The sequence below is a fragment of the Chitinophaga sp. XS-30 genome (genome assembly GCF_008086345.1).
GTDB lineage: Bacteria > Bacteroidota > Bacteroidia > Chitinophagales > Chitinophagaceae > Chitinophaga.
This window is the reverse complement of sequence record NZ_CP043006.1, coordinates 4,755,727-4,780,805: the sequence shown is the minus strand read 5'-3', so window position 1 is coordinate 4,780,805 and position 25,079 is coordinate 4,755,727. Positions and strand designations below refer to the sequence as shown.

Here is a 25,079-nt window from a genome sequence, read left to right as displayed (position 1 = left end):
ATGAAAAAAATACTGATAACAGGAGTATTCGGACTTGTTTGCTTTAGCGCCTGCGAGAAAGCAGTTGAACAGGTATATACTTCCCCTGACAATATATACTTCGATTTTAATGATCCGGAGAATGAAAATGAGCGGATAGACAGCATCGGCTATTCCTTCGCGCTCTATCCGGAGAAAGGGACCGATACGGTGTATCTGCCGGTGCGGATCACGGGTATGCGAAAGAGTGTGGACAGAGCGTTCCGGATCACCGTGATAGATACCTCCACCACCGCGGTAGCCGGTGTGCATTACAAGGCGCTGGAGCCGGAATATATCATGCCCGCCGATTCAGGGCAGGTAAAAGTACCGGTGATCCTCTACGGAACGGATGCCCTGCTGCTGGAACAGTCCGTGCGCATCAAATTCCGCCTGGCCTCAACGGCAGATTTTGCCGTGACCAACCATAGCTACGATACGGCTAAAGTGATCTTCTCCAACCGCCTGGAGCAGCCAGTGTGGTGGAATGTGTGGGCCGGCGAACTGGGAGCTTACTCCCGTGTAAAGCATGAGCTGTTCATCCGTACCTCCGGTACAACCGAAATGCCGGCCACTCCATCCGGAGAGGTGGTGCCGATGGCCTTGTTCTATTCCCGCACGTTCCGCAGCTTCCTGAACGATCCTTTTGCATGGGTAGCCGCCAATCCGGGGAAAGGATATACGATTGCGCAGGACGGAACGGGCAAATATGAGTTTTTCAGCATCTCCAATCCTGATAAGACCTACCCGCTGGAGCTGAATCCTGCGGATAACAAGTACTATTTCATGGACGAGAATGGCAACCGCATTATATAAATCAATATTCGGCCACTAAAAACTAAACGCAAACGGATGAAAAATTATCTGTTATATATATTGGGAAGTCTTCTGCTCCTGGCCGCATGTGCCAGGGATAAAGGCAATTACGACTACATCGACATACCGGACCCGGTGGTTACCAACCTGGACACGGCATATATAGCCATCGTGGGAGACAGCCTTATCATCAGCCCGACCGTTGAATTGAAAAGCGGGAAAAACGACTACTCCTGCTTCTGGGAGATAGCCGTGCCGGAGAGAGCGATGTCCCTCGATTATGAAGGGAGAGAACTGCGGATCGTGTTCGGCCTTGCCGCCAACCGGTATAACGTGTTGCTCAGGGTGCAGGACAATAACACCGGACAGCGTTATTTTTATGAATTTGTCATCAAAGGTCAAACGGAATTCACCCGGGGAACGCTCGTATTGAGCAATGACGGCGCTCATTCAAAGCTTTCGTTCGTTAAGCCGGACGACTCCGTGCAACCGGATATCTACAGCGCCATCAACGAAGAAGCATTGCCGGGCGGCGCCATGCAGCTGGTGCCCATCCGCCATCAGTTCTATATGAACCAGCTCAATTTTTACTGGCTCACCTACAGCGGCAACGGCAGCGGCGCTGTGCAGCTGGATGCCAATACCCTCCAGCGTTCCAAATACCTGAAAGAAAATTTCTATGATCCTCCCGCAACCATTGAAGTAGGCAGCATGCTGAATATGCTCGACGGCGTGACAACAGGTATTTTCAATGGCAAACTGTACCGCGGTACCACCGAAACCGCGCCGTTCTGGCCATATTACGGCTTCTGGGGTGTGCCGATAGATGGCAACTACAGCCTGCATCCGCGTGTGCTCTACAATTCTTTCGAAAATCCGTACGACACTTATTTCCTGGGATTTGAAAAGAACAGGAAACAGTTCATCCGTTTCCTGGGCAATACTTATTTCGATACCTCCGGATATAACGTGCCCGTACCGGATACGGCTTTCAATCCGAAGGACCTGAAGATGGACCTGATCCACATGGACCGCTTCAGCGATGATAACCTGTATGCTTATTGCGACAGCATGGGCAAAAAGATAGAGCTGCGGTTTGCTGTAAGGCTCAACGCCGGGCAGCGTATCTTCCGTGCGCTGGCGAAGCGGGAATTTGCCGGAGCATCGCTGCTCACCCCTGATACCAAATGGGCCAGCTCGCCCATACAGGTATTCTTCTTTTCTTCAGGAGACAAGATCTACCGCTACAATCCTTTAAGTGAAGAGATCAGGCCGCTGGATGCCAATTTCAACGGCAAAGATGTGACCATGCTGAAAGTGCTGAACAATGGCGACCTGCTGATGGCCGGTACCGAAGGCAGCCTGTACTACCTGAATATCAGCACCGGTAACAACGGGGTGATCACGAAGCAGATAGACGGGTTCCCCGGAGAGGTGGTGGACATCCTGGCAAGAGATAATTAGACTGACAAATATCCCATGTTCCCGATTTGATACGTTGAGCCAATACCGCCTGGGGAATGCGGAGTAAAAAGCGCTTCGCAGCCAGCGGTGATGTTTGATATGTAAGAAAGGGGTTGTTGCTTCCCGGCAACAACCCTTTTCCTTTTTGCGCCACCGGCGGTCATGCGGCCGTTCGGGTAAAATTGATCCGTTCCGCATTGATCAAAATCCGTTTCGCCGTAGGCTGAACCGCCCGGTCTTATGAAATTGCAGCAAATCTTTTCATTATGCTGCAGGAATATATCAGGATCCGGGGCGCCCGGGAAAACAACCTAAAGAACATTTCGCTGGATATCCCCAAACGCAGGATCAGCATTTTCACCGGCGTATCCGGCTCAGGGAAGTCATCTATCGTATTCGATACCATCGGTGCGGAAGCGCAAAGGCAGCTGAACGAGACCTTCAGCATGTTTATCCGCAACCGCCTGCCCCGCATCAGTCAACCGGATGCGGACGAGATCGGGCATCTTTCCACGGCCATTGTAATAGACCAGAAACGCCTGGGCGGCAATTCCCGCTCCACCATGGGCACCATTACCGATATCTCCGCCGTGCTGCGCCTGCTGTTCTCCCGGATCGGACAGCCTTTCGCCGGGTATTCCAATGCATTTTCCTTCAACGATCCCGCCGGCATGTGCCAGGAATGCATGGGGGTAGGGAAAAAGATTGAACTGGACCTGGACAGGTTCCTGGACAAGTCGAAATCCCTGAATGAGGGCGCAATCCTCTTCCCGATTTTTGCCGTAGGCACCTGGTACTGGAAAAGCTATGTGTACTCCGGCCTGCTGGATAACGACAGGAAATTGGAGGATTACTCGGAAGCGGAATGGCAGACATTGCTGTACGGCAAAGGCTCTTTTGAGGCCGTGCTGGATAACAATGTGCCGGTCAATGCAAAATTTGAGGGGTTGATAGATAAATTCAACCGGTTGTATATACAGAAAGACAGTGCGGAAATGTCTGACCGGACGCGGAAAAAGGCCGAGCAGTTCCTGAAAATGGGGCAATGCCCGCAGTGCCGGGGCGCACGGTTGAACGAGGCGGCACTGAGCTGCCGGATCAATGGTCTCAACATCGCGGAAATGTCCGCCATGGAAGTTTCCGCCCTCACCGGAATAGTCAGGCAGATAACGGACCCGGTAGCCGCGCCGATGGTCGCCACCCTGGCCACCCGCCTCCAGCACCTGGTAGACATCGGCCTGGGCTACCTGAGCCTGGACAGGGAGACCGCCACGCTCTCCGGCGGGGAATCCCAACGGATCAAAATGGTGAAACACCTCAACAGCAGTCTCGCCGACATCATCTACATCTTCGATGAACCCAGCATCGGCCTGCATCCCAGGGATGTGCACCGGTTGAATGAACTGCTCGTCAAACTAAGGGATAAAGGCAATACCATCCTTGTTGTAGAGCATGATCCCGATGTTATCCGTATTGCGGACCATATTGTGGACATCGGGCCGAAGGCCGGCAGCAATGGGGGAGAGGTGGTGTACCAGGGGGATTACAAGGGATTGCTGGCCTCGGGGACCCTCACCGGAAAATCCCTTCATCAGCAGGTAAAGATCAAACCCTCGGTGCGGCAGCGCACCGGCGCACTCGCTATCCGCCATGCCAGCATACATAACCTGCAGGACGTTTCCGTGGACATCCCCACCGGGGTGCTGACCGCCATCACCGGCGTAGCCGGTTCCGGCAAAAGCTCGCTGATCAACAAGGTCTTTCTCTCGCAGCATCCCGAAGCGGTGGTGATAGACCAATCGGCCGTGGGCACTTCCATCCGCTCCAACCCCGCCACCTATACAGGCATCATGGACGATATCCGCCAGCTTTTCGGCAAGGCCAACAATGTGAGTGCATCGCTGTTCAGCTTTAACTCCAAAGGCGCCTGCCCCGGTTGCCAGGGGCTGGGCTTTATCCTTACCGACCTGGCTTTCCTGGAACCGATCCGCACCACCTGCGAGATATGTGATGGCCGGCGCTTCAGCGAGGAAGTGCTGCAATACGCCTTCCAGGGCAAGAACATCACGGAAGTGCTGGAAATGACCGTGGAACAGGCGCTGGCGTTCTTCCGGCGGAAGGAAGTGCAGCAGAAACTCAAAGCCATGTATGATGTGGGGCTGGACTATCTCACCCTCGGCCAACCGCTGAGCACACTTTCCGGAGGGGAATGCCAGCGCATCAAACTGGCCGGGGAACTGCACAAACGCGGCAGCATCTATGTCATGGATGAGCCCACGACCGGCCTGCACCTCTCGGATACCGGGCATCTCCTGGAGATCATGGACCGGCTGGTGGACCTGGGCAATACCGTCATCGTCATCGAACATAATACAGACGTGATCCGGCATGCGGACTGGATCATAGACCTGGGGCCGGGCGGCGGCAAAGAAGGTGGAAGGATCGTTTTCGAAGGCACGCCGCGGGATATACTGCAGGCTGAAGGTTCGCTCACCGGAAAATACCTGCAGGAGCATTCCGGAGGAGAGGCATTAGCGTAGTGCCGGTAAGCCGTTTAAGAACCCGGGCTGATTGTTCCCGCGTATTTCGATGCATCTTGTCGTGTATTGCGGGAGCACGGCGCCGTTGTGGAAGAACTGGTGCATAAAGGCACGCACTGAGTTGGTTTGTCGTAAATTCGCTGTTGCAACAAATACAGCAACATGGAATTAGGTATCAGCAGCTTCGGTGAAGTAAGGCCGGAGGGTGTATCCGGCGGGGCCGCGGAATCCCACCGCAGCATGCAGGAACTTATCGCGGAAGCGAAGATGGCGGACAGCGCGGGGCTTGACGTATATGCATTGGGTGAGCATCACCGCCCGGATTTTATCGTCTCTGCGCCTGAAGTAGCGCTGGCAGCCGTAGCTGCCGTAACGAAGCATATCCGGCTGTCCAGCTCCGTGACGGTATTAAGCTCAGCCGACCCGGTACGGGTATTCCAGGATTTTGCTACGCTGGACCTGGTGTCCGGTGGCCGTGCGGAGATCATGGCCGGAAGGGGTTCCTTTACCGAATCTTTTCCCCTGTTCGGATACAGCCTGCAGGATTATGATGAGTTGTTCGTAGAGAAGCTGGAACTGCTGATGCAGATCAACCGGCAGGAGGTGATCACCTGGAAAGGGAAATTCCGCCCGCCGATCTTCGGGAAAGGCATCTACCCCAGGCCCCTGCAAGCCTCACTGCCCATCTGGCAAGCCGTTGGTGGCACAACAGCCTCCGCCGTCAGGGCCGGTAAGCTCAACCTCCCCATGATGATCGCCATCCTGGGCGGCCGCCCAGACCAATACGTACCCTTCATCGGATTATACCGGAAATCTGCACAGGAAGCCGGGCATGACCCCGCAGCACTGCAGCTCGGCATCAACTCCCAGTTCCATATCGCAGAAAATTCAGATCAGGCCGCAGACGAGTTTTATCCCTCGTACGAAAAACTGATGAACCGTGTAGGGAAGGAAAGAGGATGGTCGCCCATCACCCGCGATCAGTTCGAGATCATGCGCCTGCCCGAAGGCCCCCTGTTCGTTGGCAACGTGCAGGAGGTTACGGACAAGATCATCTATCAGCACGGCCTGTTCAGGCACACCCGTTTCCTCGGCCAGCTCATCAAGGGATATATCGATCATGCCAAAGTGCTGAAAGCCATTGAACTGTTCGGCACAAAGGTAGCGCCTGCGGTGAAGGAAGCCCTGGGGGGCAGGTAATAGGCCGCCGGTACGCCGCCGGCGAACAGCAAAGCCTCGTCTGCGGACGAGGCTTTGCTGTTTACAGGACAATGGGAACAGGTTAAAGAATATCAGACCTGCTGTTATTTTACTGCTAAAGCATAGATAAAGTACTGCTATGTAGATATGCTTTATAGGTATCTTAACAGTACTTGAATAGTACCTTATAGGTACTTTATCTACCTGACACGAGCGGCTGATGGAGCCTTGGTGGGGCCTTTTAAGACACAGAGCATCACAAATCAGCCCCCTTTTGAGAGATTCGGGAAAATAATCATGATGGTGGTTAACAACTATCTCCGTGCAAGCTGAAGGTCAGGAATGCGTGCGGATCACCTGTTCCAGTTCCCTGGCCGGTACAACGCCTGACTGCCGCCATAGCGCTTTCCCTTGTTTGAACAGGATGAGCGTAGGCACGCCCTGCACCTGGTAGGCCATCGCCGCTGCGGGGTTTTTGTCCACATCCACCTTGATAATGGTCGCAGCTTCCCCCAGGCTGGTTTTCAGGTCCTTAAGGATCGGCTCCATCGTTTTGCAGGGGCCACACCATGTTGCGAAGAAATCCACCAGTACGGGTCTTTCGCTGTTGATCATTTCGGCAAAGGTTGCCATATCGTTATTGTTTATGATCATTTCGCAAAAATCATGCTGAAAAGAAAAGAGGCCGGCTCAACCGGCCAGCCCCTCTCTCATGCATCATGAACTGATTACTCAAACCCGTTCGGCTTTAGCAGTGGATTGGAGTTCAGTGCTCTTGACGGAATAGGGAAAACACTTCTGTCCCGGCTATCCGCCGGTTTATCCCACCATTCGTTGCCAAACCTGTTCCAGCGTACCAGGTCGGTCCTGCGGTGGCGTTCACCGATAAACTCCCGTCCCAGCTCATCTACGAATTCGTCATCTGTCAGCCGGGCAATATTCTGCACGTAGCTGTTGGCAGGCCAGTCTGCCGGGTCGAAGTTCCGGCTGCGCACGGCATCCAGCAGCGCCGCTGCACCGGGTACATCGCCCGCACGGTATCTGCATTCCGCCAGGGAGTAGTAGATCTCCGCAAGGCGGATCTCGGTGGCGGAATTGAACTGGAAGAACTGTTGCGACATGGGGAGCCAGGGGAACTTCAGCAGCCTTACGCCCGAGTTTTCTTCCCCGGTGATCACATGGGAACCTTCGTTCCAGCGCCCGCCGGGTCTTTCGGAGAACCTGGCCACCTGGTCCACAAAAGCCAGCGGCCGGCCATTGTATTCCTCCGTTCCGTTCACGGGCCGGGAGCTGTCGAAACCGAAACCATTGGCCCTGTTGAATTCATACTGCTGCCCGATCAGGAAGAAACCTTCGTAATCCGCGTTCTTGGATGTGGTGCGGAAGGGCTGTTTCCTTTTGTCTGCAGCTGCATACCGCTCGTAGGGCATGCCGAGCTTGTAGGTGTACAGCGCGCCATTCTCATCGCGGGAAGGCGTGAGGTGGACGCCGTTCCAGGAACCCCAGTCATTGTCCAGCGAGTAGCGGGACTGGTAATGCATGGTGGCGTTGTACATCCAGCCGAATTCATAAAGGTTCTTCGCATGGGGGAACTCGAAGATGTTTTCCGGGGAGCGGTAGTCTTTTATACCGGATCGGAAGGGGCCGCGGTAATCCGTGTCGATGGAATAGGTGCCGTAATCCCCGTCTATGATGTCCTGCGCAACGGTAGCGCATTCCGTATATTTTGGCGTGCCGATCCATTTTTCCGCATTCAGGTAGAGGCGGACCAGCAATGCGGCGGCGCCTCCCTGGTCCCATCTTCCCACGCCTCCGTTTTTAGAAAGTGCGGGCAATGCTTCTTTCAGCTCTGTTTCGATGTAGGTGAAAACTTCCTGCGGGGTAGACTGGGCTTCGATGGTCTGCGGTTCCTTGTAGATCGGCACTTCGCGGAAGTAATCGATCAGGAAAAGGTAGAACCAGGCACGGAGCACACGCAGCTCGGCTACATGCCGGGCCTGGTCCGCTTCCGTCATGTCGAACAGGGAGTAGTCGAGAGAAGCCAGGTCTTTCATGATCACGTTGCATTGCGCGATACCCTGGTAAGGGCCAACCCATCCGCCGTTGATATGGTTGTCGTCCGGCGTCCAGGTATGGCCATGAAGGCGAACCCAGTCGCCGCCATCGTAACCGTGTTTGCCTTTCTGGGTCCATACGAACTGGTCTGCCGTCAGTTCGGAGATCAGCCAGCGGTCGCCGTCCCATCCGCACCAGTGCGCATGCTCATAAGGGCGTAAAAGTGCCGCGGTGACCGCTTTTTTACTGGTGTAATACTGGTCTGCAGGCGCTACGTCAAAAGGCTCCTCTTCAAGATCGGTGCAGGACGTAGCGGCGAATATCGATAACAGCAGGAAGCTGCATAGTGTCTTTATGTTCATGTCGGATAATTTAAAGTTCATGTTAGAATGTTACCTGAGCGCCAAAAGTGAACGTACGGGTGATGGGGTACACCCCCAGGTCCCCGTAACCCGGCGTAAGCCCCGTAACGCCAACAACGGTAGGGTCCAGCCCGGAATACCCGGTGAACGTAAATACATTCCGTACGCTGCCGTAAAGGCGCAGATTTTTGATCTCCTTTACATGCAGTTTGGGAGACCAGCCCAGGGTAAGGTTGTCCAGCTTGAAATAATCACCTTTCTCCAGGAAATAATCGGTGATCACTTTGCCGGATTTGATGTGGCCGTTGCGGGTATAGGCATCTTTCAGAAGGTTGATGCCCGGTTCCGCCTGCAGGCCATAGTACATCTGGTAAAGGTTCAGGATATCATAATCGAAACGCCCGCGGAAGAACAGGCTCAGGTCAAAGCCCTTGTAAGTAAAGTTGTTTCCCCAGGCCAGTTCATAGCGGGGCGCGCCGTGCCCGATATAGGTCCTGTCACGGTCCGCATTGCCCTCGCTGGAAGCCACGATCTTTTCCTTTCCTTCAATGCCGTCTTTCCAGATCAGTATCCTGCCGTCTTCATCCACACCGGCGTATTTGTAGCCGTAGAAGCTGCCCAGCTCCGTACCGGGGTCCAGGCGGTAAGCGGGACCGGGGTTACCCGGTGAGGGGAGGTTCTGCAGGTAGCGGAAATTGCCCTGGAACTGGTTGTTGGACCAGGAGACCAGCTTTGTTCTGATATAAGATGCGGTAACATTGGTGTTGTAAGAAAAATCCTCTGTGGCCGCTACTTTCCAGTTCGCCGTCAGCTCAATGCCTTTGGAGCTGGTGGTACCAACGTTCACGAACATCTGTTCATGGAGGTATGCGCCAACCGGCACATCGTAGTTGCCGAGAATGTCCCTGCTGCGGCGGTCGAATACGTCCAGGCTACCGGTGATCCTGTTGTCCAGCAACACAAAGTCCAGCCCGATATTATATGCAACAGCCCTTTCCCATTGGAGATTGGGATTGTAGTTGTTGCCCGGGCCGTACACCCTTACCCATTCACCGGCATCGTTCAGGTACCTGCCGTACGGCGCATACCTGGCCAGCGAAGTGTACCGCGCGAATCCGGAACGGCCGGTAACGCCATAGGATGCACGAAGTTTCAGGTCGTTGATCACCCTGCTGCCCCGGAAAACATCCAGGTTGGAAATACGCCAGGCGGCGGATACCGCGGGGAACATGCCCCATTTGTTGTTTGCGCCGAACTTGCTGTTGCCTTCGTAACGGAAAGAGGCTGTCAGGAAGTAGGTGTTATCGAAGTTATAGTTCAGACGGCCCAGGAAGGCAATAAGCTTTTCCTTGCTTTTGTAGGAGTCCATGCCAAGCCGGCCCTCTTCCAGGTTCCAGCTTCCGTCATCGAGGTTGTTGTACCCGAAGCCATCGGAGATGAAGTTCATGTTCTCCGCCCAGAACGCCTGGTTGTTGAACTCCTGGTAAGAATACCCGCCCATCAGCGAGAAGTCGTGCTTATCGATCGTGGTATTGTAATTGCCCAGCCATTCCAGCGTATAATCCGTCCATTTTTCGCTTTGCAGCCGCGCCCGGCCGAGGCGGTTGTTGTTGACGGACTCTGCGGATTTTGAGGTGTAATATTCCCTTCTCAGCATCTCATGCCCCTGCCTGGCCAGCTTTATTTCCGTGCTGAGGTTTTTGAGGATGTTGAGCTTTACGTTCATATCCACGATGGAATAATTCTGGTCCGCCCCGTTTTCCCTGGCCAGGAGGTCCTGCACCGGGTTATACGTGTCGTAACCCTGGAGCGTATTAAAGTTCAGCGGATTGTCAGGGTCCATTACAGAAAGGGTGGGGTTGAGCTTCACCGCCTGCTGGAACGCATTGTAATTGGTGTATTCCTCTTTGGCGATCCGTTGGGACAGGTTACCGGAGAATTCCAGCAAACCATTCAGTGCTTTCTGCTGGAAGTTTGCCCTGTAACCATATTCCTTTCGCTCAGTGGCAATATCGATCCCGGTTTTGCTCCGGTAGTTGCCGGACAGGCGGAAGATGCTGTTGGCAGTACCGCCGGAAACGGTCAGGAACTGGTTGGTGCCGAAGTTATTGGTGCGGATCAGCTCATCGTACCAGTTGGTGCGTGCGCCCCTGTCCTGATCGCGCTGTTTTTCCAGGAATTCCTCCGGCGAGAGCAGTTCAGGTTTGGCCGCTACCACATCATGTTCAACATAGCTGTCGTACGTCACGGTCACATCCCCGCTTTTACCCCTTTTTGTTTGTACCAGTACAACGCCGTTAGCGCCGCGGGAACCATAGATGGCGGCAGCGGAAGCATCTTTCAGTACGGTGATGGATTCGATATCCTGCTGCGCGATATTGCGGAGGTCGCCGCCGGGCATCCCGTCAATCACTACAAGCGGGCCGTTGCCTGCCTCGAGAGAGGCCGCGCCGCGTATCTGGATGTCCGTGCCGCGGTTAGGGTCCGCCGCAGCGGGGTTGGACACCGTAACGCCCGCCACTTTACCATCGATCATCTGCAAAGGGCTGTTATAACCGCCCTGCAGGAAGTCTTTGGCATTGACGGTGGTGACGGCGCTGGTGAGATTTCTTTTCTGCACCGATCCGTAACCCACCACAACAACATCGGAAAGCTGGCTGACGGAGGTTTTTAACGCCACCTTCAGGCTCGTATTGCTGCCTACCGTCATTTCCTGCGTTTCATAACCGATGGTGCTGAACACCAGTACAGCCGTGTCGTTCGGTACATTGAAACTGAATTTCCCCTGGCCGTCGGTGAAAGCGCCGGTAGTAGTGCCTTTGATGCGTACGCTTACATTCGGCAGCGGCGCCCCGCTGTCGTCAGATACAGTGCCGGAGATCTGCCTGCCTTGCGCCAGTGCGCTCATGCAGGCAAGGAGGAACAGGGCGCTCAGGGTGGCGATCCTGCTCCCGGAGTCTTTGCAAAATCGTTTTAGCAACCAGTGAAATTGCCGAACGGAAAATTGGGTGGAGTGTCTCATGATGATTTGAATTTTTGATGATGAGGATCGGGTAAACAAAAAGGGATGAACGGCCGTTGAATGGTCCCGGATCAGACCGGTATAATAAAAGAAAGATCATTCCGGCGGCGGAGCCGGTTAGCAGGAGTGGATTGGCATGGCGTCAGATCGTGGAAAATAGCTGCGTTCATAAGCGACATAGTAGTTTGGGAGCGGACGGACCAGGCAATAAATTCCCGTGCCGGCCAGGTCAGCAAATTTGTAATGATGAATAAATGGTACGATCGGGCAATAGCTATCCTGTGCCGGTTTTGTCAGCAGAAATTTTGCGGCGGGATCAGGCAATAGTTCACCTTGCCGGCCCGGCCAGCCAAATAAATTGACATAAATAAAAACGGGATGCCGTTGCCTTTTCAGACTTTGCTCGCTCGATTAGATCTTCAAATTTCGCACTGATTTTTTATCTGTTAACAATCATAACGTTTACGTTTTTCCTGGCGGAAAACTATCGATGCCGGTTATTAACATCGAGGTTTTTCTTGATTTTTTATCGGGTTTTAGTATGGCTCCGGGTTACATGCAACTTCAACAATAAAGCCGTCATTATATCGGGTTATCATTAAAGCCACATATTTTATATGTGTTGACACAAGGTACATATTTAGGTTGAGTTTTCAAATAAACTTTCCTTGTTTTCTGCTGCTAAAATTTTTGAATTTTAGCGAATGATGGCGGGAAATGCTTTGTGGAAGGGAGTTGTAGGCGTAGGGGCGATTGCGACAGTGTTGAGATCGCATCGTTTTTTAGTGTCGGGGGGCAGTGGAATAACAGCACTGTTTTTTTGATCGATGCGGGGACCGGACTTGTTGGTGATCAGGCTGCTTTACCCTTATTCGCGTTGCCGGTCTGTCACCGGTTGCAATGCATATCCCATGAGCGATTTATCTTATATTCGTGTGCAAACCCCTTGATATGAACAAGCCCGCATTATTCTTCACAACCATGCTGCTGCTCTCGTGCAACCGTCATCTGCAGCAGGCAGTCACATCACGATATTCGCAAATTGAAAATGCGGCCTGGCTTTCCGGCGTATGGCAGCAACAGACGGCGCGCGGTGTTTTGTACGAACGCTGGATGCGCAGCAGCGATTCCTCATTTTCAGGAATGAGTTACATGTTGCGCGGCGGGGATACCCTGGTAAGGGAAACGATATCGCTGGAGTTGCGCGATGGGGAGTTATATTATATTCCAACGGTTAAAGATCAGAACAACGCGCAGCCGGTGCTGTTCCGGCGCGTTGCTTCGGGGCCGGACAGCCTTGTGTTCGAAAATCCGGCACATGATTTTCCGACCATGATAAAGTATGTGCGCATTTCCGCGGATTCCTTACTGGCGGAGATATCGGGAATGGCAGGCGGACAGTTGCGCAAGCGGGAGTTTCCCATGAGCCGTGTTAAACCGTAAAACCCCCGCAACGTCAGACGCCGGTTGTGAAAAAGATTGTCGTAATCCCCCCAAAGGTTGTCGTATCATCCCTCCGCGGCCTTCCTCAAATGACGGTATGTTTGCATCAACAAACCAATAAAACACTAAACCAATAAAACACTCATCTTATGGCAACACAGATTTTCGTAAACTTACCGGTAAAAGATCTTGGCAAAAGCGTGGAATTCTTCACTAAGCTAGGGTACAGCTTCAACCCGCAGTTCACTGACGAGAATGCAACCTGCATGATCATCTCCGACCAGATCTTCGTTATGCTGCTGGTAGAACCGTATTTTTCCTCGTTCATCAAAAAACCGGTGGCGGATGCAACGAAGGCTGCAGAAATGATCATATGTCTCTCCGCTGAAAGCAGGGAACAGGTAGACGACATCATTAGCAAGGCCGTTAGCGCAGGTGCAACAACACCGAAGGAAAAACAGGATCAGGGTTTCATGTACGGCCATGGTTTTCAGGACCTGGACGGCCATCTCTGGGAGTATATGTATATGGACTTGAGCGCCATGCCCACGGAATAAGAGATCATGGCGGAGGCTGCTATATTGGCGGTCTCCGTCTAATCCCGTTGATGATAGTTGAGGTAGATCTTGCCATTGGCTTCCACCAACGGGAATACCCTGATGCCTTCTTTGGACGGTCCGGCATACACCGCACCGGTCTTTACATTGAATTGCGAGCCATGCCAGGGGCATTGTACAGTGCCGCAGATGAGGGGGCCACCGGCCAGGGAGCCGCCCCGGTGCGGACATCTGTCCTCAAAAGCTACATAACCCTCTTCCGTTTTCCCGATCACGATCCGTTGCCCTTTCAGGTGCACCAGTTTCATCTGGTTCAGTCCCAATTCGTTTTCCTCCGCTACGATAACCGGCCCATCACCCTGCAGAAATTCCTCTTTCCATTTACCGGCGCCGGCATAGCGGGGATCTACCCCTATCTGGTTGCGGTAAACAAGCGTTCCGCCCATCCATCCCGCGAACACCAGCAACACCATTCCGGCGAGCTCCAGCCCGATAATGAGGAAAGGCATATACAACCTGTCCCCCCGGAGGACCAATGCCAATATGAATAATACCAGCATGCCGGCGTTCAGCAGGGCATGGCGGGTAGCCCGCTTTTTCCCGGAGCTTTTCGGCGGCACGGTAGCCACATAGTCGATGATGCCGGGTACAGCGGCGAAAACGGCTGCGGCAATGCCCGCAGCTTCCAGGTACAGCCCCGTCTGCCAGTAACCGTCGTTCTCCTGCACAATGGCCAGCACATCAAACAGCAGCGTGCCGGTAAAGAATGCTATCGGAAAAGAAACCAGCATGGGGTGTATGGGGTGGCTGTTAATGGATGCTTTGCTTTTCATGATCGGTTTGTTTTGATCAATAGCGGTCAAACAATCGGTATGCCAAAGCCATTGGGGAAGGGGCAGTAAAAAAAGGCGGGAGGGGTGTTTTTTGTAAACATTTGGGCCTGAACTGTTGTTAAGTTTGTCGCAATATCCCCTTATATTGCCACATTTGCCCTCTTTCCGGTTGTTGAAAGGGTGTAAGTTTACATCACTAAAACCGCAAAACTGATAAGCCATGAAAAGAATTTCAATGCTTGTATATGAGGATGTTATCCTGTCTTGTGTTTCCGGCGTGATGGACCTGCTGATAGGTACCAACAAACTGTTGCAGGCTGCGGGCGAGGAGCCTGCTTTCGAATTGACGCTGGTTAGTGAAAAGATCAGGAATATCCAGTTGAATGTACCAGCCCAGCTTGTCAGCTGCAAAACGCTGGGTGAAGTACATGAAACGGACCTGGTGCTGGCCCCGGCTTTCAATGGCAACCCGGATGTAGTGCTCAAAAAGAATGAGGCGCTTGTTCAGTGGATAAAGTCCATGCACGATAGCGGTACGGAAGTGGCAAGCCTTTGTTTTGGCAGTTATTTTCTGGCGGAAGCCGGAGTGCTGAAGGGCAAAGCCTGTACTTCCCACTGGATGGCGATAGCGGATATGCAGCAGCGTTACCCGGACGCGAAGCTGCTGGCGGATATTGTGATGACGGACCAGGAGGGTATTTACACCAGCGGCGGCGCTTTTTCATCGCTTAATCTCGTATTGTACCTGATAGAGAAATTCTGCGGCAGGGATATCAGCATCCAGATCAGCAAAATGTTCGCTATTGATATAGACAGGGTCAGCCAGGCGCACTTTACCGTATTCCAGGGGCAGCGCCGCCATGAAGATGAGGAGATCCTGCGGGCGCAGTCGTTTATTGAACAGAACTATCATATGCAGATATCCATCGAGCAGATCGCGGAGCAGACGAATATGAGCAAACGGAATTTTATCAGGCGTTTTAAAAGCGCTACGCAGAATACACCGTTGGAATACCTGCAACGGGTGAAGATCGAATCCGCCAAAAAAGCGCTGGAGAAAAACACGCAGAACATCAGCACCCTGATGTATGATGTGGGGTACAATGATCTGAAGACCTTCCGCAGCATTTTTAAACGGGTTACCGGGCTTACCCCGCAGGAATACAGAAAGAAATACAGCCGCAGTACGGCTTGATATCATAAGAGGCTGACAGCAACGTAAAATGATGGGGCCGGGAGCCGCGTAAACGCGGTCAGTTCGCTTGCATTGTCAATGTCTGCTTAGCGAAAATTGTTTTTTAGAGGAAGTAAAAAGGCCGATCTGAAAGGACCGGCCTTAAAATTCTTTTTAATCTTTTTTTCCGGAAACTTGTTTTTCAACATAGCAAGTCAGCCCCTTCATACGGCTGAAGGCCGTCAGTATTTCACCAACCGCCTGGTATAAACTTTCCTGTCTGCCACTACACGCATGATGTACACGCCAGCCGGCACGGCGGACAGGTTCACCGTCTGCCCATTGGCGATCATTCGCGGCCGGATCGCTTCCATTCCGCTGAAATTATACAGCCGTACTTCCAGCATTTCCGCTGTTGTTCCATTCACATTCACTTTTACGGCATCCCTGAAAGGGTTCGGGCCAACGAGCAGCAGTTCGTTTTCCGCGCTCTTGGTCCCCATTGGCCGGTAGGCCATACCGCCCCCTGAAAGCGGTTGGTACAGGCGGTTTTGCGGCACCACTTCCCGGGTCAGGGAGGGGCTGGACCATTCCAGTTTGCAGCCTGCGCCGCCGTTGTGCTCGAAGTACTCCAGCCTGATGTCGTACTGCTGCCCGGCCGTAAGGCTGATGGTGCCGGCGTATTCCACGCCCCAGTCATCGATCCATTGATCGATGATCAGCTGGTTATTGATCCAGAGCCTTCTGCCGTTATCGCTGTTCACATGGAAGGTGTACACTTCCGAATACTGTGGTTGTATCTTTCCTGTCCAGCGTACGGAGAAGCTGTCCGTATTCACCCGGTAATCCGGTGAACCGTTGCCCCAGTTAAAATTCACCGTTTCATCGTTGCGGCTGAAACGAAAGGTATTGAAGTTCATGCCATTGAAGTATTCGCCGGAAAGCCCGTCACCCGCTGTACGGCTGATGATGGCGGAAGATACCCGGTCGTTCCAGTCCGCCCCGATCCAGCCCTGTGTAGCGGTGCGGGTGGTGCTGGCGCCTGCGAAATTGTCGTGCTCGAACAGTTGCACCGTATATCCCGCAGGGATGGTCATAGAAGTGATATCATCGTTGCTGACGCCTCTGGCAATGAGGGCGTTGTGCGTATAGCTGCCCGCCGCGTAGCTGGCGGAATAGCCGCCGAAGTTCAGGTGTTTGTAGAAGAATACCTGATCCAGTGTGGCAGCGGCTTCCAGCAGCATGATGCTGCTGAGTTGCGTAGAGTAGTCCGTTGTGGTGCCGGGTTTGGTCGTCCAGTTCGGGTTCGTGAGCAGGTTGGCAGGATTGATGCCCCGGCCGTTGAGGGCTTGTGCGCTGGACCGGATGGCGTTCTCATAGCGGGTTTTCGTAGCTGCGGGAAGGTTGCCCTGCCTTGCGAGAAGTGCAAAATAGCGGATGAATATTCCTTTGAACAATCCGCCATCTCCCGCGCCCGTTTCGTTGGTGAAGAATACGCCGCCGGTCAGCCGGTTGCTCATGGCGTACTCGGCCGTCAATATCGCATCATCGAGATAGGATTGCGTGCCGGTGATCAGGTAAAGTTCCAGTGCCGCACCTATCCAGGTGCCGATGTTGTAGGAGAATATCCAGGATGTATTGGTGTTGCCGGTGGCAGCGTTGTAGCTGTCCCATACCGCACCGTTAACCGGGTCTACCAGTACGCTTTTCTGCCAGGCGTAAATGGATTGGGCCCGCTGCAGCGCTATGGCATTGCCGGTGAGCCTGTGCAGCCTTGCCGCAAAAATGATCGCCGGGCCATTGGAGCAGGCATTGAAGGAATTTGGCTCGCTTTTGTTCCATTGCACGGCATAACTGCGTTCGGGATGCATACCCGTCTGGATATCCGTCCATAACGTATTGGCAACGTTCAGATAATCGGCGTCACCGGTGTGCTCATAAGCCCTGAGGCTGGAAATGGCGAGCCATTCCATATCATCATAGAAATGGTTCAGATAGGTATTGCCGTTGGATGATCCGATGCCGGTCAGCAGCGTTTTCATTCTTTGCAGGTAGGTTTGCGAGCGGGTGCGGATATATCCGTCCGTCAGCGCATCCAGACCGTTGGAGTTCCACCAGTAATGGAAGGTGCTGCTGTTGGTGTTGTTCTGTTTGTAATAGTTCCCGTTGCCGGAGATGAACAGGTTGTGCGTGCCGGCCTGCAGGGCTTCGGCCACCGGGCCATAGGCGGAAAGCTGGGCTTTAAGCGGGTGTGCCTGTAAAGCCATCAGAAAAAGGGCACATAAAAATAATCGGGTAGAAAAATGTGACATACGCGTGGAATTTGTGGAATGAAGAGATGATTATGGGTCTGTAATGGTTTTCAAACAATTAAAAGGGCTCACATTGTCTGCTCACGGCGGGCATTTATTTCATTATATCGGGTCTCATTTCGGTACGTGGAATGCCGTTCCTAAATATAAAAAATAATTCCGGGATTTACACTTGAAATATCCGGATGGCTGGCATGATTTTTCCGTTTGTATAAGAAAATGATCGTGTTATGAAAACTTCCAGAAGTCAAAACAACCGGCAGTCGAAACAGGGTATGGTGCATACACCGAGACCGGAGATCAGGGATAACCTGGATAGCCGGAAGAATGAGGAGCAGGATAGCAAAGGCAGTGATACTACCCACACTACCCACAACAAGAAGGTATTGAAAGACGAAAAGCTGAAGAAAAAACCCTGATGCGGCAAATCGGGGAACCCTTTCCCCGGAGAAATCAAAAAGAGCTGGCTAAAAAGTATTTTCGTCCTTTCTGTATTCGCATCAATTGCGGGAAAGTGTACGGGCTTCTTAGCCAGCTTTTTTTATGACAGTATCATCCGGATAGTTGTAAATCAGCCTTTGGTTTGAAAAAGCAGTCTGACTTAATGTTTCATCTGGATTTCTCGTTTTTGGATCCGGTTCCTGCGGTTTTTATGCCTGTACCGTGTTTATGGATCCGGTTCTGGTTCCTGCGGGTTTTTATGCCTGTACCATCGTATAGCTGTGAGGTCATTTTAAAGCAGCCGTTATACTCTACAGCCGGCACACTGTACGGCACCCGCAGTTACTTTATGGCTGTGGCGTCGATCTCTATCAGCATTCCATCCAGCGCCAGCCTGGGAACCGGAATGAGGGTGTTGACGGGATAATTGCCGTCAGGCCAGGCCAGCCGGCATTCTTCCACCAGTATCTTCAGTTTCTCTTCGTTGTGATCAGTGACCAGTGTTGTCAGCTTCACCACATCGTTAAGGCCGGCGCCTGCTGCGGCGAGGGCGGTGCGAAGGTTCGAGAACACCTGTTTCAGCTGCAGGCGAAAATCGTTCTGCAGGGTGCCGTCTTCCAGTTCGCCGCCTTGTCCCGCTACAAACACCAGTGATTTGCCCGGGGGAACGACCGAGACATGCGAAAATCCGTAAGGGTTTGGATTGAACAGGCCAGCCGGATTAAGTATCCGGTGGCCTGCGGGTTTGCCTGATGGCTGAGCTGTAGCGCTGCCTGCGGCTGTTAACAGTAACAGTGCGGAGATGCCGCGCTGGAAAAAGGAAGTTATGGTTGTCATGTTATAATGATTTGTTCAGCAGATAGACAATCCTGTTTCCCGAAGTGTGACAGCTTTTATTATTTTTTTCCTGCCAGGTAGTTCGGCAGCAGATTGCCGATAATATCCGTCCAGCCGGCAGCAAAGCTTTCCTTTGCAAAATCGGGTTTGTTGGCGGGGAAAGTTTCCAGCCCGGTATGTGTCAGCTTCAGCCTGGTTTTATTCCCTTCCGGAAACAATTCGAAAGTCACTTCGGACTCGCCCGGATAATTCTGGTACTTCCAGGTGTAGGCCAGCTTCCGGCCCGGCTCCACTGCGGTCACCCTGCAGAGGTGGACGTAGGTTTCCGCTTCACTGCCGCCGGAAAACTGAAATTCAAAACCTACCACGGGCTGAAAGGCAGCAATATCGAAATACCATTCCTTCATCTGGTCCCGGTTTGTGATAGCCTGCCATACGGTATCAGCGGCGGCATCAAGTGTGCGTTCAATTACAAATGGTGCTTTGTTCATGATGTGCAGATTTATTTATGTAACTGTTTGGTTACAAATATAAGAAACCTTTTGGTTACACAGCCAGACCGGATAAAATTTTCCCTGCATGCTGCATCTGATCTAAAACCTGATCCTGATGCCGAGGTTGGCGCCAAGACCGCCGATATTGATATATGATTTCAGCTCATCGGCAGGGGCATCATCATTTTTATAATTTGTTTCCGTACCGGAGGAACCTATGGGCGTATTGGAGTTTTGATCCAGTATGGTGACATACCGGGTTTCCCTTTCTGCGGTGCTCAGGTCGCCCAGCCCACGGCTTTGCTGGGAAATGACTTGTCCGTTTGTGGTATTGATGACCGTGGTGCGTTCATCATAAATGGTCACTTCCTTGTTTTTGCTTTTGACGGGCACATTGCGGTATTCCGCTTCCAGGAATATATCCAGCCTTGGAGATATGGCGTATGTGGCGCCGAGCGCACCCTGGAAACCGATCGTCGGATTGGGGTGCACTTCTTCTTTCCGGTGAATGGACGTTTGTGCGACAACGTTAGCGGGTTGTCCGGGTACGGCACTGGTGCGTGTGGCATCGGTTTCGATATTCAGCCTGCCCCATAAAGGTACCACCATCCCGAAGCGCACGTAAGGGTTCAGCTTGTCGTAACCCGGACTGATCACGAGGCTGGGAGCGAAGTCGACAGCATTCACATATCCTCTTGATTCCACGCTGCCGGCAACGGTGGTCGTTCCTTCTATGGTAGTGATGTTCCGGGTCATCAGGTTTTCCCTGCTGCGGAAGTAGTTGAATGTGCCTTCCAGCGCCAAATAAGGATTAAGCTGGTATCCGAATGTCAATCCCCCTCTGGCGCCTGCTCCGTAAGAGCCGGTCAGCACTTTCTCCGAGATCACGGTGGTTTCGCCGGTGGCCGGATTTACGGCGTTGCGCTGATCCCGCGGCGGGTACGGTCCCACATCGGGAAACTGTCCGGGTGACACACTGAAAAAGTATCCGCCGGCTGCTTTCATATAAAACTTTACGGGCTTCGCGGTCTGTGCACGGGTTAAGCTGGTACTTGCGAAGAACAATACCAATACCGCCAACTGGGTCAGGTGTATGCGGTTCATATAAAATTGTTTTGGTTATTGGAAAGTTACCGATTTTTTCCCGGACGGCCTGCGTTATGCTATGGTTGTTAAATGGTTATGAGGTTCTCGTTTGTCCGGGAAACGGTGCGCAGCGGTATTTGCACCTGCTGTTATTTCTGTATATTGCAGGCATGAGACCACCATTTGAAGCGTCTGCTCCCTATGCGGAGCGAATGGATGCCGCAGATCCGTTAGCTTCATTCAAAAACCAATTCCACTTCCCTCAGCATCAGGGGAACGACAGTATTTATTTTTGCGGCAATTCTTTAGGGTTACAGGCAAGATCCGTATCGGCAGCAATCCGGCAGGAGCTGGAGGATTGGCAGAATATGGCCGTGGAAGGGTACTTCCGGGCCAGGAACCCCTGGTTGTATTACCAGTACAATTTCAGCAAGACCTTATCCGGTATGATGGGCTGCAGCGAAGATGAGGTAACGGTCATGAATACACTTACCGTCAACCTTCACCTCATCCTGCAAAGCTTTTACCGTCCGGATAAAGCGCGGTTCCGCATCATCATGGAAGCCGGAGCTTTCCCTTCCGACCAGTATGCCCTGGAAACCCTGGTAAAACTCCATGGCCTTGATCCCGATGATACCATTATCGAGCTGAAGCCCCGCCCCGGTGCAAAGCTGCTGGAAACATCGGATATCCTGCAATCCATTCACGATCACCGGGCATCACTGGCACTTGTACTGATGGGCGGCATCAATTATTACACCGGCCAGTTCTACGATCTTCCGGCCATCACTGCAGCCGCACATAAGGCCGGTGCATACGCTGGCTTCGATCTCGCGCATGTGGCCGGCAACATCCCGTTGCAATTGCATGCCTGGGAGGTGGATTTTGCCGTATGGTGTTCCTATAAATACCTGAATGCCGGTCCAGGCGCAGCCGGTGGCCTGTATGTACACGAGCGATTCGGTAATGACACTTCATTTCCCCGGTTAGCCGGATGGTGGGGTAATGATGAAAGTACGCGTTTCAGGATGGAGAAAGGGTTCATCCCCCGCAAAGGCGCCGCAGGCTGGCAGGTCAGCACCGCACAGGTGTTTAACATGGCAGCGCTGAAAGCATCCCTGGAAATATTCAGTGAAGCGGGGATAGACAGGTTGCGGGAGAAGAGCATTACGTTGACCGCCTACCTGGAGTTCCTGTTGCAGCAATCACCTTTGCCCTGCGAGATCATCACACCCGCAGATCCGCAGCAGCGCGGCGCTCAGCTATCCCTTTTCTTCCCCGAGAACGGCAAAGCCATTCATGCGAAGATGATGGAGCAGGGCATTATCTGCGATTACCGTGAGCCCGGTGTGATCCGCCTGGCGCCCGCACCGCTGTATTGCTCCTTCATGGATGTGTACCGTTTTTATGAAGTGCTGAAGAATTTCTAACCGGATAATTGAAACAGAACAGATGAAAACATGGCTGGCATTGGGAGATTCCTATACTATCGGTGAAGGTGTTCCCATTTATGAAAGTTATCCTTACCAGGCGCTGCAGTTATTGCGCGCCGCAGGACAGCAGCTGCAGGCTCCGGAGATCATTGCCAGAACGGGATGGACCAGTGATGAGCTGATATCGCATATGCAGCAGATACGTTTGCTGCCGTCGTATGATTACGTAAGCCTGCTCATCGGCGTAAACAACCAGTACCGCGGCATGCCGGAGGAAGCCTATGCAGCCACCTTTGAATGGCTTGCCGCAAAGGCATTGGAGCTGACGGATAAAGTGATCGTCATCAGCATTCCGGACTGGGGTGTTACGCCTTTTGCGAACGACCGGGATCATTCCGGGATCAGCGCCGCAATAGACCGGTTCAATGATATCAATAAAAAGATCAGTGCGGACAAAGGTTTTGATTATATCGATATCACTACTGAATACCGGCGGAACGGGATGTTGCCGGAGAGCGTTGTGGCGGACCAGTTGCATCCTTCCGGGCAAGTGTATAGCAGCTGGGCGGAGAAGATCGCGGCGGTTTGGGGGAAGTCTACTCCGACCGCAAACTCTTCACCGGGTTCGCCAGGGCCGCTTTCGTAGCCTGATAACTCACCGTCAGCATCGCGATCAGCAGTGCGCCGGCGCCTACGCCTGCAAATATCCACCAGGGCATGGTGGTATGGTATTCATATTTCAGCAGCCATTGCCGCAGAAAATACCAGGCCAGCGGCGTGGCAATGCAGCAGGAGAGGAGTACCAGTATCACGAAGTCTTTCGATAACATCCGCCATAAATTGAAGGTCGATGCGCCCATCACTTTCCGGATGCCGATCTCTTTTGTGCGCTGCTCCGCCATAAAGGAAGCCAGTCCGAACAAACCGAGGCTACTGATCAGAATGGCCAGTGCGGCAAAGAAGGTGGCCAGCTTGCCAATCCGCACCTCCACGCCGAATTTCTGCGCATATTCCTCATCGGCAAAAGTGTATTCGAAGGGTGCGGCGGGGTTGTGCTTTTTGAATAACGCGGAGATCCTTTTCATGGCTTCTCCTGTTCCCATTGCCGGATCCAGCTTTACATTGACGAAGTTGCCCGGTTCCGGCAGGACGTAAAATATCATTCTGGGCACCGGTTCATACGGGGAGGTCATGATCACGTCTTTCACCACTCCCAGTACGGTGTAGCGTTTGTTTCTCCATGTTATGGATTCCCCTACAGGGTGTTCGATCCCGATATATTTCACGGCGGCTTCGTTCAGGATAAGCCCCGAAGAATCCGTCGGGAAGTCGATGGAGAAGTCGCGCCCTTCCAGGAATTGCCAGCCCAGCGTTTTTCCATAACTATGTTCCACGCCAACGGTAGCAAAACCATCGTTTGTTCCCGGAGTTTTACCTCTCCATGTAAATCCGCCGTTCCATGACCAGATATTGGTCAGCGGGCCTTGCGACACGGCCACATACGCGGCGGCGCCGGAATTGAGCAAGTCGCGCCGCAATGCCTGGTAATGCTGGTAGATCTCCGGAGTGGTCATCTGTACAGATATTAAGCCATTGCGTTCATAACCCGGAGACCGGTCTTTCGCAAACTGGATCTGTTTATAAATGATCACGGTACCGGATATCAGCAATACCGATACGGAGAATTGCAGTACCACCAGGGCTTTTCTCGGCAGCGCGGCGTAGCGGCCTGCGCGGAAGGTGCCTTTCAGTACCTTGACCGGCTGAAAGGAAGACAGGTAGAGCGCCGGGTAACTGCCGGCTATGAAACCGGTGAAAAGGCTGAAGCCGATGCCGGACAGCCAGAACCAGGGCTGCCCCCAGGGAATGCTTATACTTTTGTCCGCCACCTGGTTGAACCAGGGGAGCGTGAGTTGCACCACTAGGAGGGACAGTAAGAAGGCAATAAAGGATACCAGTACGGATTCACAGAAGAACTGGCGGATAAGCTGGCCCCTGACGGAACCGATGGCTTTGCGGATGCCCACTTCCTTCGCCCGTTTTTCAGAGCGGGCAGTGCTGAGGTTCATGAAATTGATACAGGCGAGCAGCAAAACGAACAGCCCGATAGTGCCGAATAACCAGAGGAATTGTATTTGGCCGCCTTTGTTGACACCGTTCTCGAAATTGGAATAGAGGTGCCATTTCCGCATCGGGTGGAGGAAGAGCGAAGCCGTAACGTCATTGTCCTCTTTTACGAACTGTGTTTTCAAGGCGGATATCTTTGCAGACAGGGCTTTCATATCGGTGCCGGGTGCTATTTCCACCATCAGCTCCGTCATGTTGTTGTTCCATTCGTCTTTCATGTCTTTCACCCATTGCCATTCGGTAATAAACAATTCCCAGGGCGTTATGAAGCTCATGTTGCTGAAGCTGGAATTATCCGGCAGGTCTTCATACACACCGGTCACCTTCAGGTTCAGGCGGTTGTCCAGCTTTACGACGTTGTCTACCGCATTTCCTTCCCCGAAGAGGCTGTTGGCCAGGGAGGCGGACAGCATGATGGAATACGGGTCAGCCAGGCCGTTTCGCGCACCCTGCAGCATCCGGAGTGAGAGCATTTCCGGGCCGGCGGCTTCCATGAAATGACCCAGTTGAGAGAACTTTTTCTCTCCCACGGCAATATTATGCCGGCCATTGGGGGAATACATTACCACGGATGTAAAATCGCTGCCATAGGCATTGCGGAGCGCCGCGGCAAGGGGGATAGGCACAGCATCGCCTACCCCGGCTTCATCGCCTCTGCTGTAATGCTGAAAGACCCGCGCGATACGGTCGTAATTATCATGATAACGATCGTAGGCCAGTTCATCCTTTATCCATAAGCCGATCAGCAGCGCTACGGCCATACCCATAGCCAGGCCGAAAATATTGATGAAGGAAGTGCTTTTTTGCTTCAGCAGGTTCCTGATCGCTATTTTGAAGAAGTTACCGAACATGACGGAAGATTTTT

General features: G+C 52.8%; 19 protein-coding genes. 10 read left to right on the top strand and 9 right to left on the bottom strand.

All coding sequences use genetic code 11. From position 1 onward, the window contains the following. From FW415_RS19380 to FW415_RS19365, 4 genes are all read left to right on the top strand, one after another. Positions 1-834: a DUF4843 domain-containing protein gene (locus FW415_RS19380; RefSeq protein WP_168208898.1), complete on the top strand. Its 834-nt coding sequence runs from the start codon at positions 1-3 to the stop codon at positions 832-834. Between the two features lie 36 nt (positions 835-870). Continuing rightward, the gene (locus FW415_RS19375) at positions 871-2,298 is read left to right on the top strand and encodes a PKD-like family lipoprotein (protein ID WP_148388342.1); all 1,428 of its coding nucleotides are present in this window, start codon (positions 871-873) and stop codon (positions 2,296-2,298) included. Between the two features lie 266 nt (positions 2,299-2,564). Further along, positions 2,565-4,838: an excinuclease ABC subunit UvrA gene (locus tag FW415_RS19370; RefSeq protein ID WP_148388340.1), complete on the top strand. Its 2,274-nt coding sequence runs from the start codon at positions 2,565-2,567 to the stop codon at positions 4,836-4,838. A gap of 162 nt (positions 4,839-5,000) precedes the next feature. Further along, positions 5,001-6,038, top strand: coding sequence for an LLM class flavin-dependent oxidoreductase (locus tag FW415_RS19365; RefSeq protein WP_148388338.1), 1,038 nt, complete (start codon positions 5,001-5,003; stop codon positions 6,036-6,038). A 336-nt stretch (positions 6,039-6,374) separates the two neighbouring features. Here the strand turns inward: FW415_RS19365 and trxA are convergent, their stop codons facing one another. The 3 genes from trxA to FW415_RS19350 form a co-directional block, all read right to left on the bottom strand. Then, positions 6,375-6,671, bottom strand: coding sequence for a thioredoxin (gene trxA / locus FW415_RS19360; RefSeq protein WP_148388336.1), 297 nt, complete (start codon positions 6,669-6,671; stop codon positions 6,375-6,377). Between the two features lie 95 nt (positions 6,672-6,766). Continuing rightward, the gene (locus FW415_RS19355) at positions 6,767-8,455 is read right to left on the bottom strand and encodes a RagB/SusD family nutrient uptake outer membrane protein (RefSeq protein WP_148388333.1); all 1,689 of its coding nucleotides are present in this window, start codon (positions 8,453-8,455) and stop codon (positions 6,767-6,769) included. A 22-nt stretch (positions 8,456-8,477) separates the two neighbouring features. Further along, the gene (locus tag FW415_RS19350) at positions 8,478-11,477 is read right to left on the bottom strand and encodes a SusC/RagA family TonB-linked outer membrane protein (RefSeq protein ID WP_148388331.1); all 3,000 of its coding nucleotides are present in this window, start codon (positions 11,475-11,477) and stop codon (positions 8,478-8,480) included. A gap of 951 nt (positions 11,478-12,428) precedes the next feature. Here FW415_RS19350 and FW415_RS19345 point away from each other — a divergent pair. Both FW415_RS19345 and FW415_RS19340 read left to right on the top strand, forming a co-directional pair. After that, entirely contained in the window at positions 12,429-12,920 is a 492-nt protein-coding gene (locus tag FW415_RS19345; RefSeq protein WP_148388329.1) for a DUF6265 family protein, read from the top strand. A 149-nt stretch (positions 12,921-13,069) separates the two neighbouring features. Continuing rightward, a complete protein-coding gene (locus tag FW415_RS19340) occupies positions 13,070-13,477 on the top strand; it encodes a VOC family protein (RefSeq protein ID WP_148388327.1) in 408 nt (135 codons plus the stop codon). A gap of 38 nt (positions 13,478-13,515) precedes the next feature. Here the strand turns inward: FW415_RS19340 and FW415_RS19335 are convergent, their stop codons facing one another. After that, the gene (locus FW415_RS19335) at positions 13,516-14,310 is read right to left on the bottom strand and encodes a DUF2231 domain-containing protein (protein WP_168208897.1); all 795 of its coding nucleotides are present in this window, start codon (positions 14,308-14,310) and stop codon (positions 13,516-13,518) included. A gap of 220 nt (positions 14,311-14,530) precedes the next feature. On the opposite strand from FW415_RS19335, the gene FW415_RS19330 reads away from it, so the two are divergent. After that, positions 14,531-15,505, top strand: coding sequence for a GlxA family transcriptional regulator (locus FW415_RS19330; protein WP_148388323.1), 975 nt, complete (start codon positions 14,531-14,533; stop codon positions 15,503-15,505). A 221-nt stretch (positions 15,506-15,726) separates the two neighbouring features. Here FW415_RS19330 and FW415_RS19325 read toward each other — a convergent pair whose 3' ends face one another. After that, positions 15,727-17,751: a glycoside hydrolase family 76 protein gene (locus FW415_RS19325; protein WP_168208896.1), complete on the bottom strand. Its 2,025-nt coding sequence runs from the start codon at positions 17,749-17,751 to the stop codon at positions 15,727-15,729. 275 nt (positions 17,752-18,026) lie between these two features. Between FW415_RS19325 and FW415_RS19320 the strand changes: the two genes are divergently transcribed. Then, a complete protein-coding gene (locus FW415_RS19320) occupies positions 18,027-18,215 on the top strand; it encodes a hypothetical protein (protein WP_148388319.1) in 189 nt (62 codons plus the stop codon). Between the two features lie 364 nt (positions 18,216-18,579). On the opposite strand, the gene FW415_RS19315 is transcribed toward FW415_RS19320, so the two are convergent. From FW415_RS19315 to FW415_RS19305, 3 genes are all read right to left on the bottom strand, one after another. Then, positions 18,580-19,074: a RidA family protein gene (locus FW415_RS19315; protein WP_148388317.1), complete on the bottom strand. Its 495-nt coding sequence runs from the start codon at positions 19,072-19,074 to the stop codon at positions 18,580-18,582. Between the two features lie 59 nt (positions 19,075-19,133). Beyond that, positions 19,134-19,565 carry an SRPBCC domain-containing protein gene (locus tag FW415_RS19310; protein ID WP_148388315.1) on the bottom strand — a complete coding sequence of 144 codons (432 nt, stop codon included), beginning with the start codon at positions 19,563-19,565 and terminating at the stop codon, positions 19,134-19,136. A 102-nt stretch (positions 19,566-19,667) separates the two neighbouring features. Continuing rightward, the gene (locus FW415_RS19305) at positions 19,668-20,672 is read right to left on the bottom strand and encodes an outer membrane beta-barrel protein (protein ID WP_148388312.1); all 1,005 of its coding nucleotides are present in this window, start codon (positions 20,670-20,672) and stop codon (positions 19,668-19,670) included. Positions 20,673-20,824: 152 nt separating this feature from the next. Between FW415_RS19305 and kynU the strand changes: the two genes are divergently transcribed. Then, a complete protein-coding gene (gene kynU, locus FW415_RS19300) occupies positions 20,825-22,084 on the top strand; it encodes a kynureninase (RefSeq protein ID WP_148388310.1) in 1,260 nt (419 codons plus the stop codon). Positions 22,085-22,106: 22 nt separating this feature from the next. After that, positions 22,107-22,733, top strand: a complete 627-nt coding sequence (locus FW415_RS19295) for a GDSL-type esterase/lipase family protein (protein WP_148388308.1) — start codon at positions 22,107-22,109, stop codon at positions 22,731-22,733. Here FW415_RS19295 and FW415_RS19290 read toward each other — a convergent pair. Further along, on the bottom strand, positions 22,684-25,065 hold the full coding sequence (locus FW415_RS19290) for an ABC transporter permease (RefSeq protein ID WP_148388306.1): 2,382 nt from the start codon (positions 25,063-25,065) through the stop codon (positions 22,684-22,686). The genes FW415_RS19295 and FW415_RS19290 overlap by 50 nt on opposite strands. Between the last annotated feature and the right edge of the window lie 14 nt (positions 25,066-25,079).

What these genes read in the sequence shown, in the direction of transcription:
- FW415_RS19380 (WP_168208898.1), top strand. Translation starts at nt 1, where the DNA reads ATGAAAAAAATACTGATAACAGGAGTATTCGGACTTGTTTGCTTTAGC.
- FW415_RS19375 (WP_148388342.1), top strand. Translation starts at nt 871, where the DNA reads ATGAAAAATTATCTGTTATATATATTGGGAAGTCTTCTGCTCCTGGCC.
- FW415_RS19370 (WP_148388340.1), top strand. Translation starts at nt 2,565, where the DNA reads ATGCTGCAGGAATATATCAGGATCCGGGGCGCCCGGGAAAACAACCTA.
- FW415_RS19365 (WP_148388338.1), top strand. Translation starts at nt 5,001, where the DNA reads ATGGAATTAGGTATCAGCAGCTTCGGTGAAGTAAGGCCGGAGGGTGTA.
- trxA (WP_148388336.1), bottom strand. Translation starts at nt 6,671, where the DNA reads ATGGCAACCTTTGCCGAAATGATCAACAGCGAAAGACCCGTACTGGTG.
- FW415_RS19355 (WP_148388333.1), bottom strand. Translation starts at nt 8,455, where the DNA reads ATGAACATAAAGACACTATGCAGCTTCCTGCTGTTATCGATATTCGCC.
- FW415_RS19350 (WP_148388331.1), bottom strand. Translation starts at nt 11,477, where the DNA reads ATGAGACACTCCACCCAATTTTCCGTTCGGCAATTTCACTGGTTGCTA.
- FW415_RS19345 (WP_148388329.1), top strand. Translation starts at nt 12,429, where the DNA reads ATGAACAAGCCCGCATTATTCTTCACAACCATGCTGCTGCTCTCGTGC.
- FW415_RS19340 (WP_148388327.1), top strand. Translation starts at nt 13,070, where the DNA reads ATGGCAACACAGATTTTCGTAAACTTACCGGTAAAAGATCTTGGCAAA.
- FW415_RS19335 (WP_168208897.1), bottom strand. Translation starts at nt 14,310, where the DNA reads ATGAAAAGCAAAGCATCCATTAACAGCCACCCCATACACCCCATGCTG.
- FW415_RS19330 (WP_148388323.1), top strand. Translation starts at nt 14,531, where the DNA reads ATGAAAAGAATTTCAATGCTTGTATATGAGGATGTTATCCTGTCTTGT.
- FW415_RS19325 (WP_168208896.1), bottom strand. Translation starts at nt 17,751, where the DNA reads ATGGCTTTACAGGCACACCCGCTTAAAGCCCAGCTTTCCGCCTATGGC.
- FW415_RS19320 (WP_148388319.1), top strand. Translation starts at nt 18,027, where the DNA reads ATGAAAACTTCCAGAAGTCAAAACAACCGGCAGTCGAAACAGGGTATG.
- FW415_RS19315 (WP_148388317.1), bottom strand. Translation starts at nt 19,074, where the DNA reads ATGACAACCATAACTTCCTTTTTCCAGCGCGGCATCTCCGCACTGTTA.
- FW415_RS19310 (WP_148388315.1), bottom strand. Translation starts at nt 19,565, where the DNA reads ATGAACAAAGCACCATTTGTAATTGAACGCACACTTGATGCCGCCGCT.
- FW415_RS19305 (WP_148388312.1), bottom strand. Translation starts at nt 20,672, where the DNA reads ATGAACCGCATACACCTGACCCAGTTGGCGGTATTGGTATTGTTCTTC.
- kynU (WP_148388310.1), top strand. Translation starts at nt 20,825, where the DNA reads ATGAGACCACCATTTGAAGCGTCTGCTCCCTATGCGGAGCGAATGGAT.
- FW415_RS19295 (WP_148388308.1), top strand. Translation starts at nt 22,107, where the DNA reads ATGAAAACATGGCTGGCATTGGGAGATTCCTATACTATCGGTGAAGGT.
- FW415_RS19290 (WP_148388306.1), bottom strand. Translation starts at nt 25,065, where the DNA reads ATGTTCGGTAACTTCTTCAAAATAGCGATCAGGAACCTGCTGAAGCAA.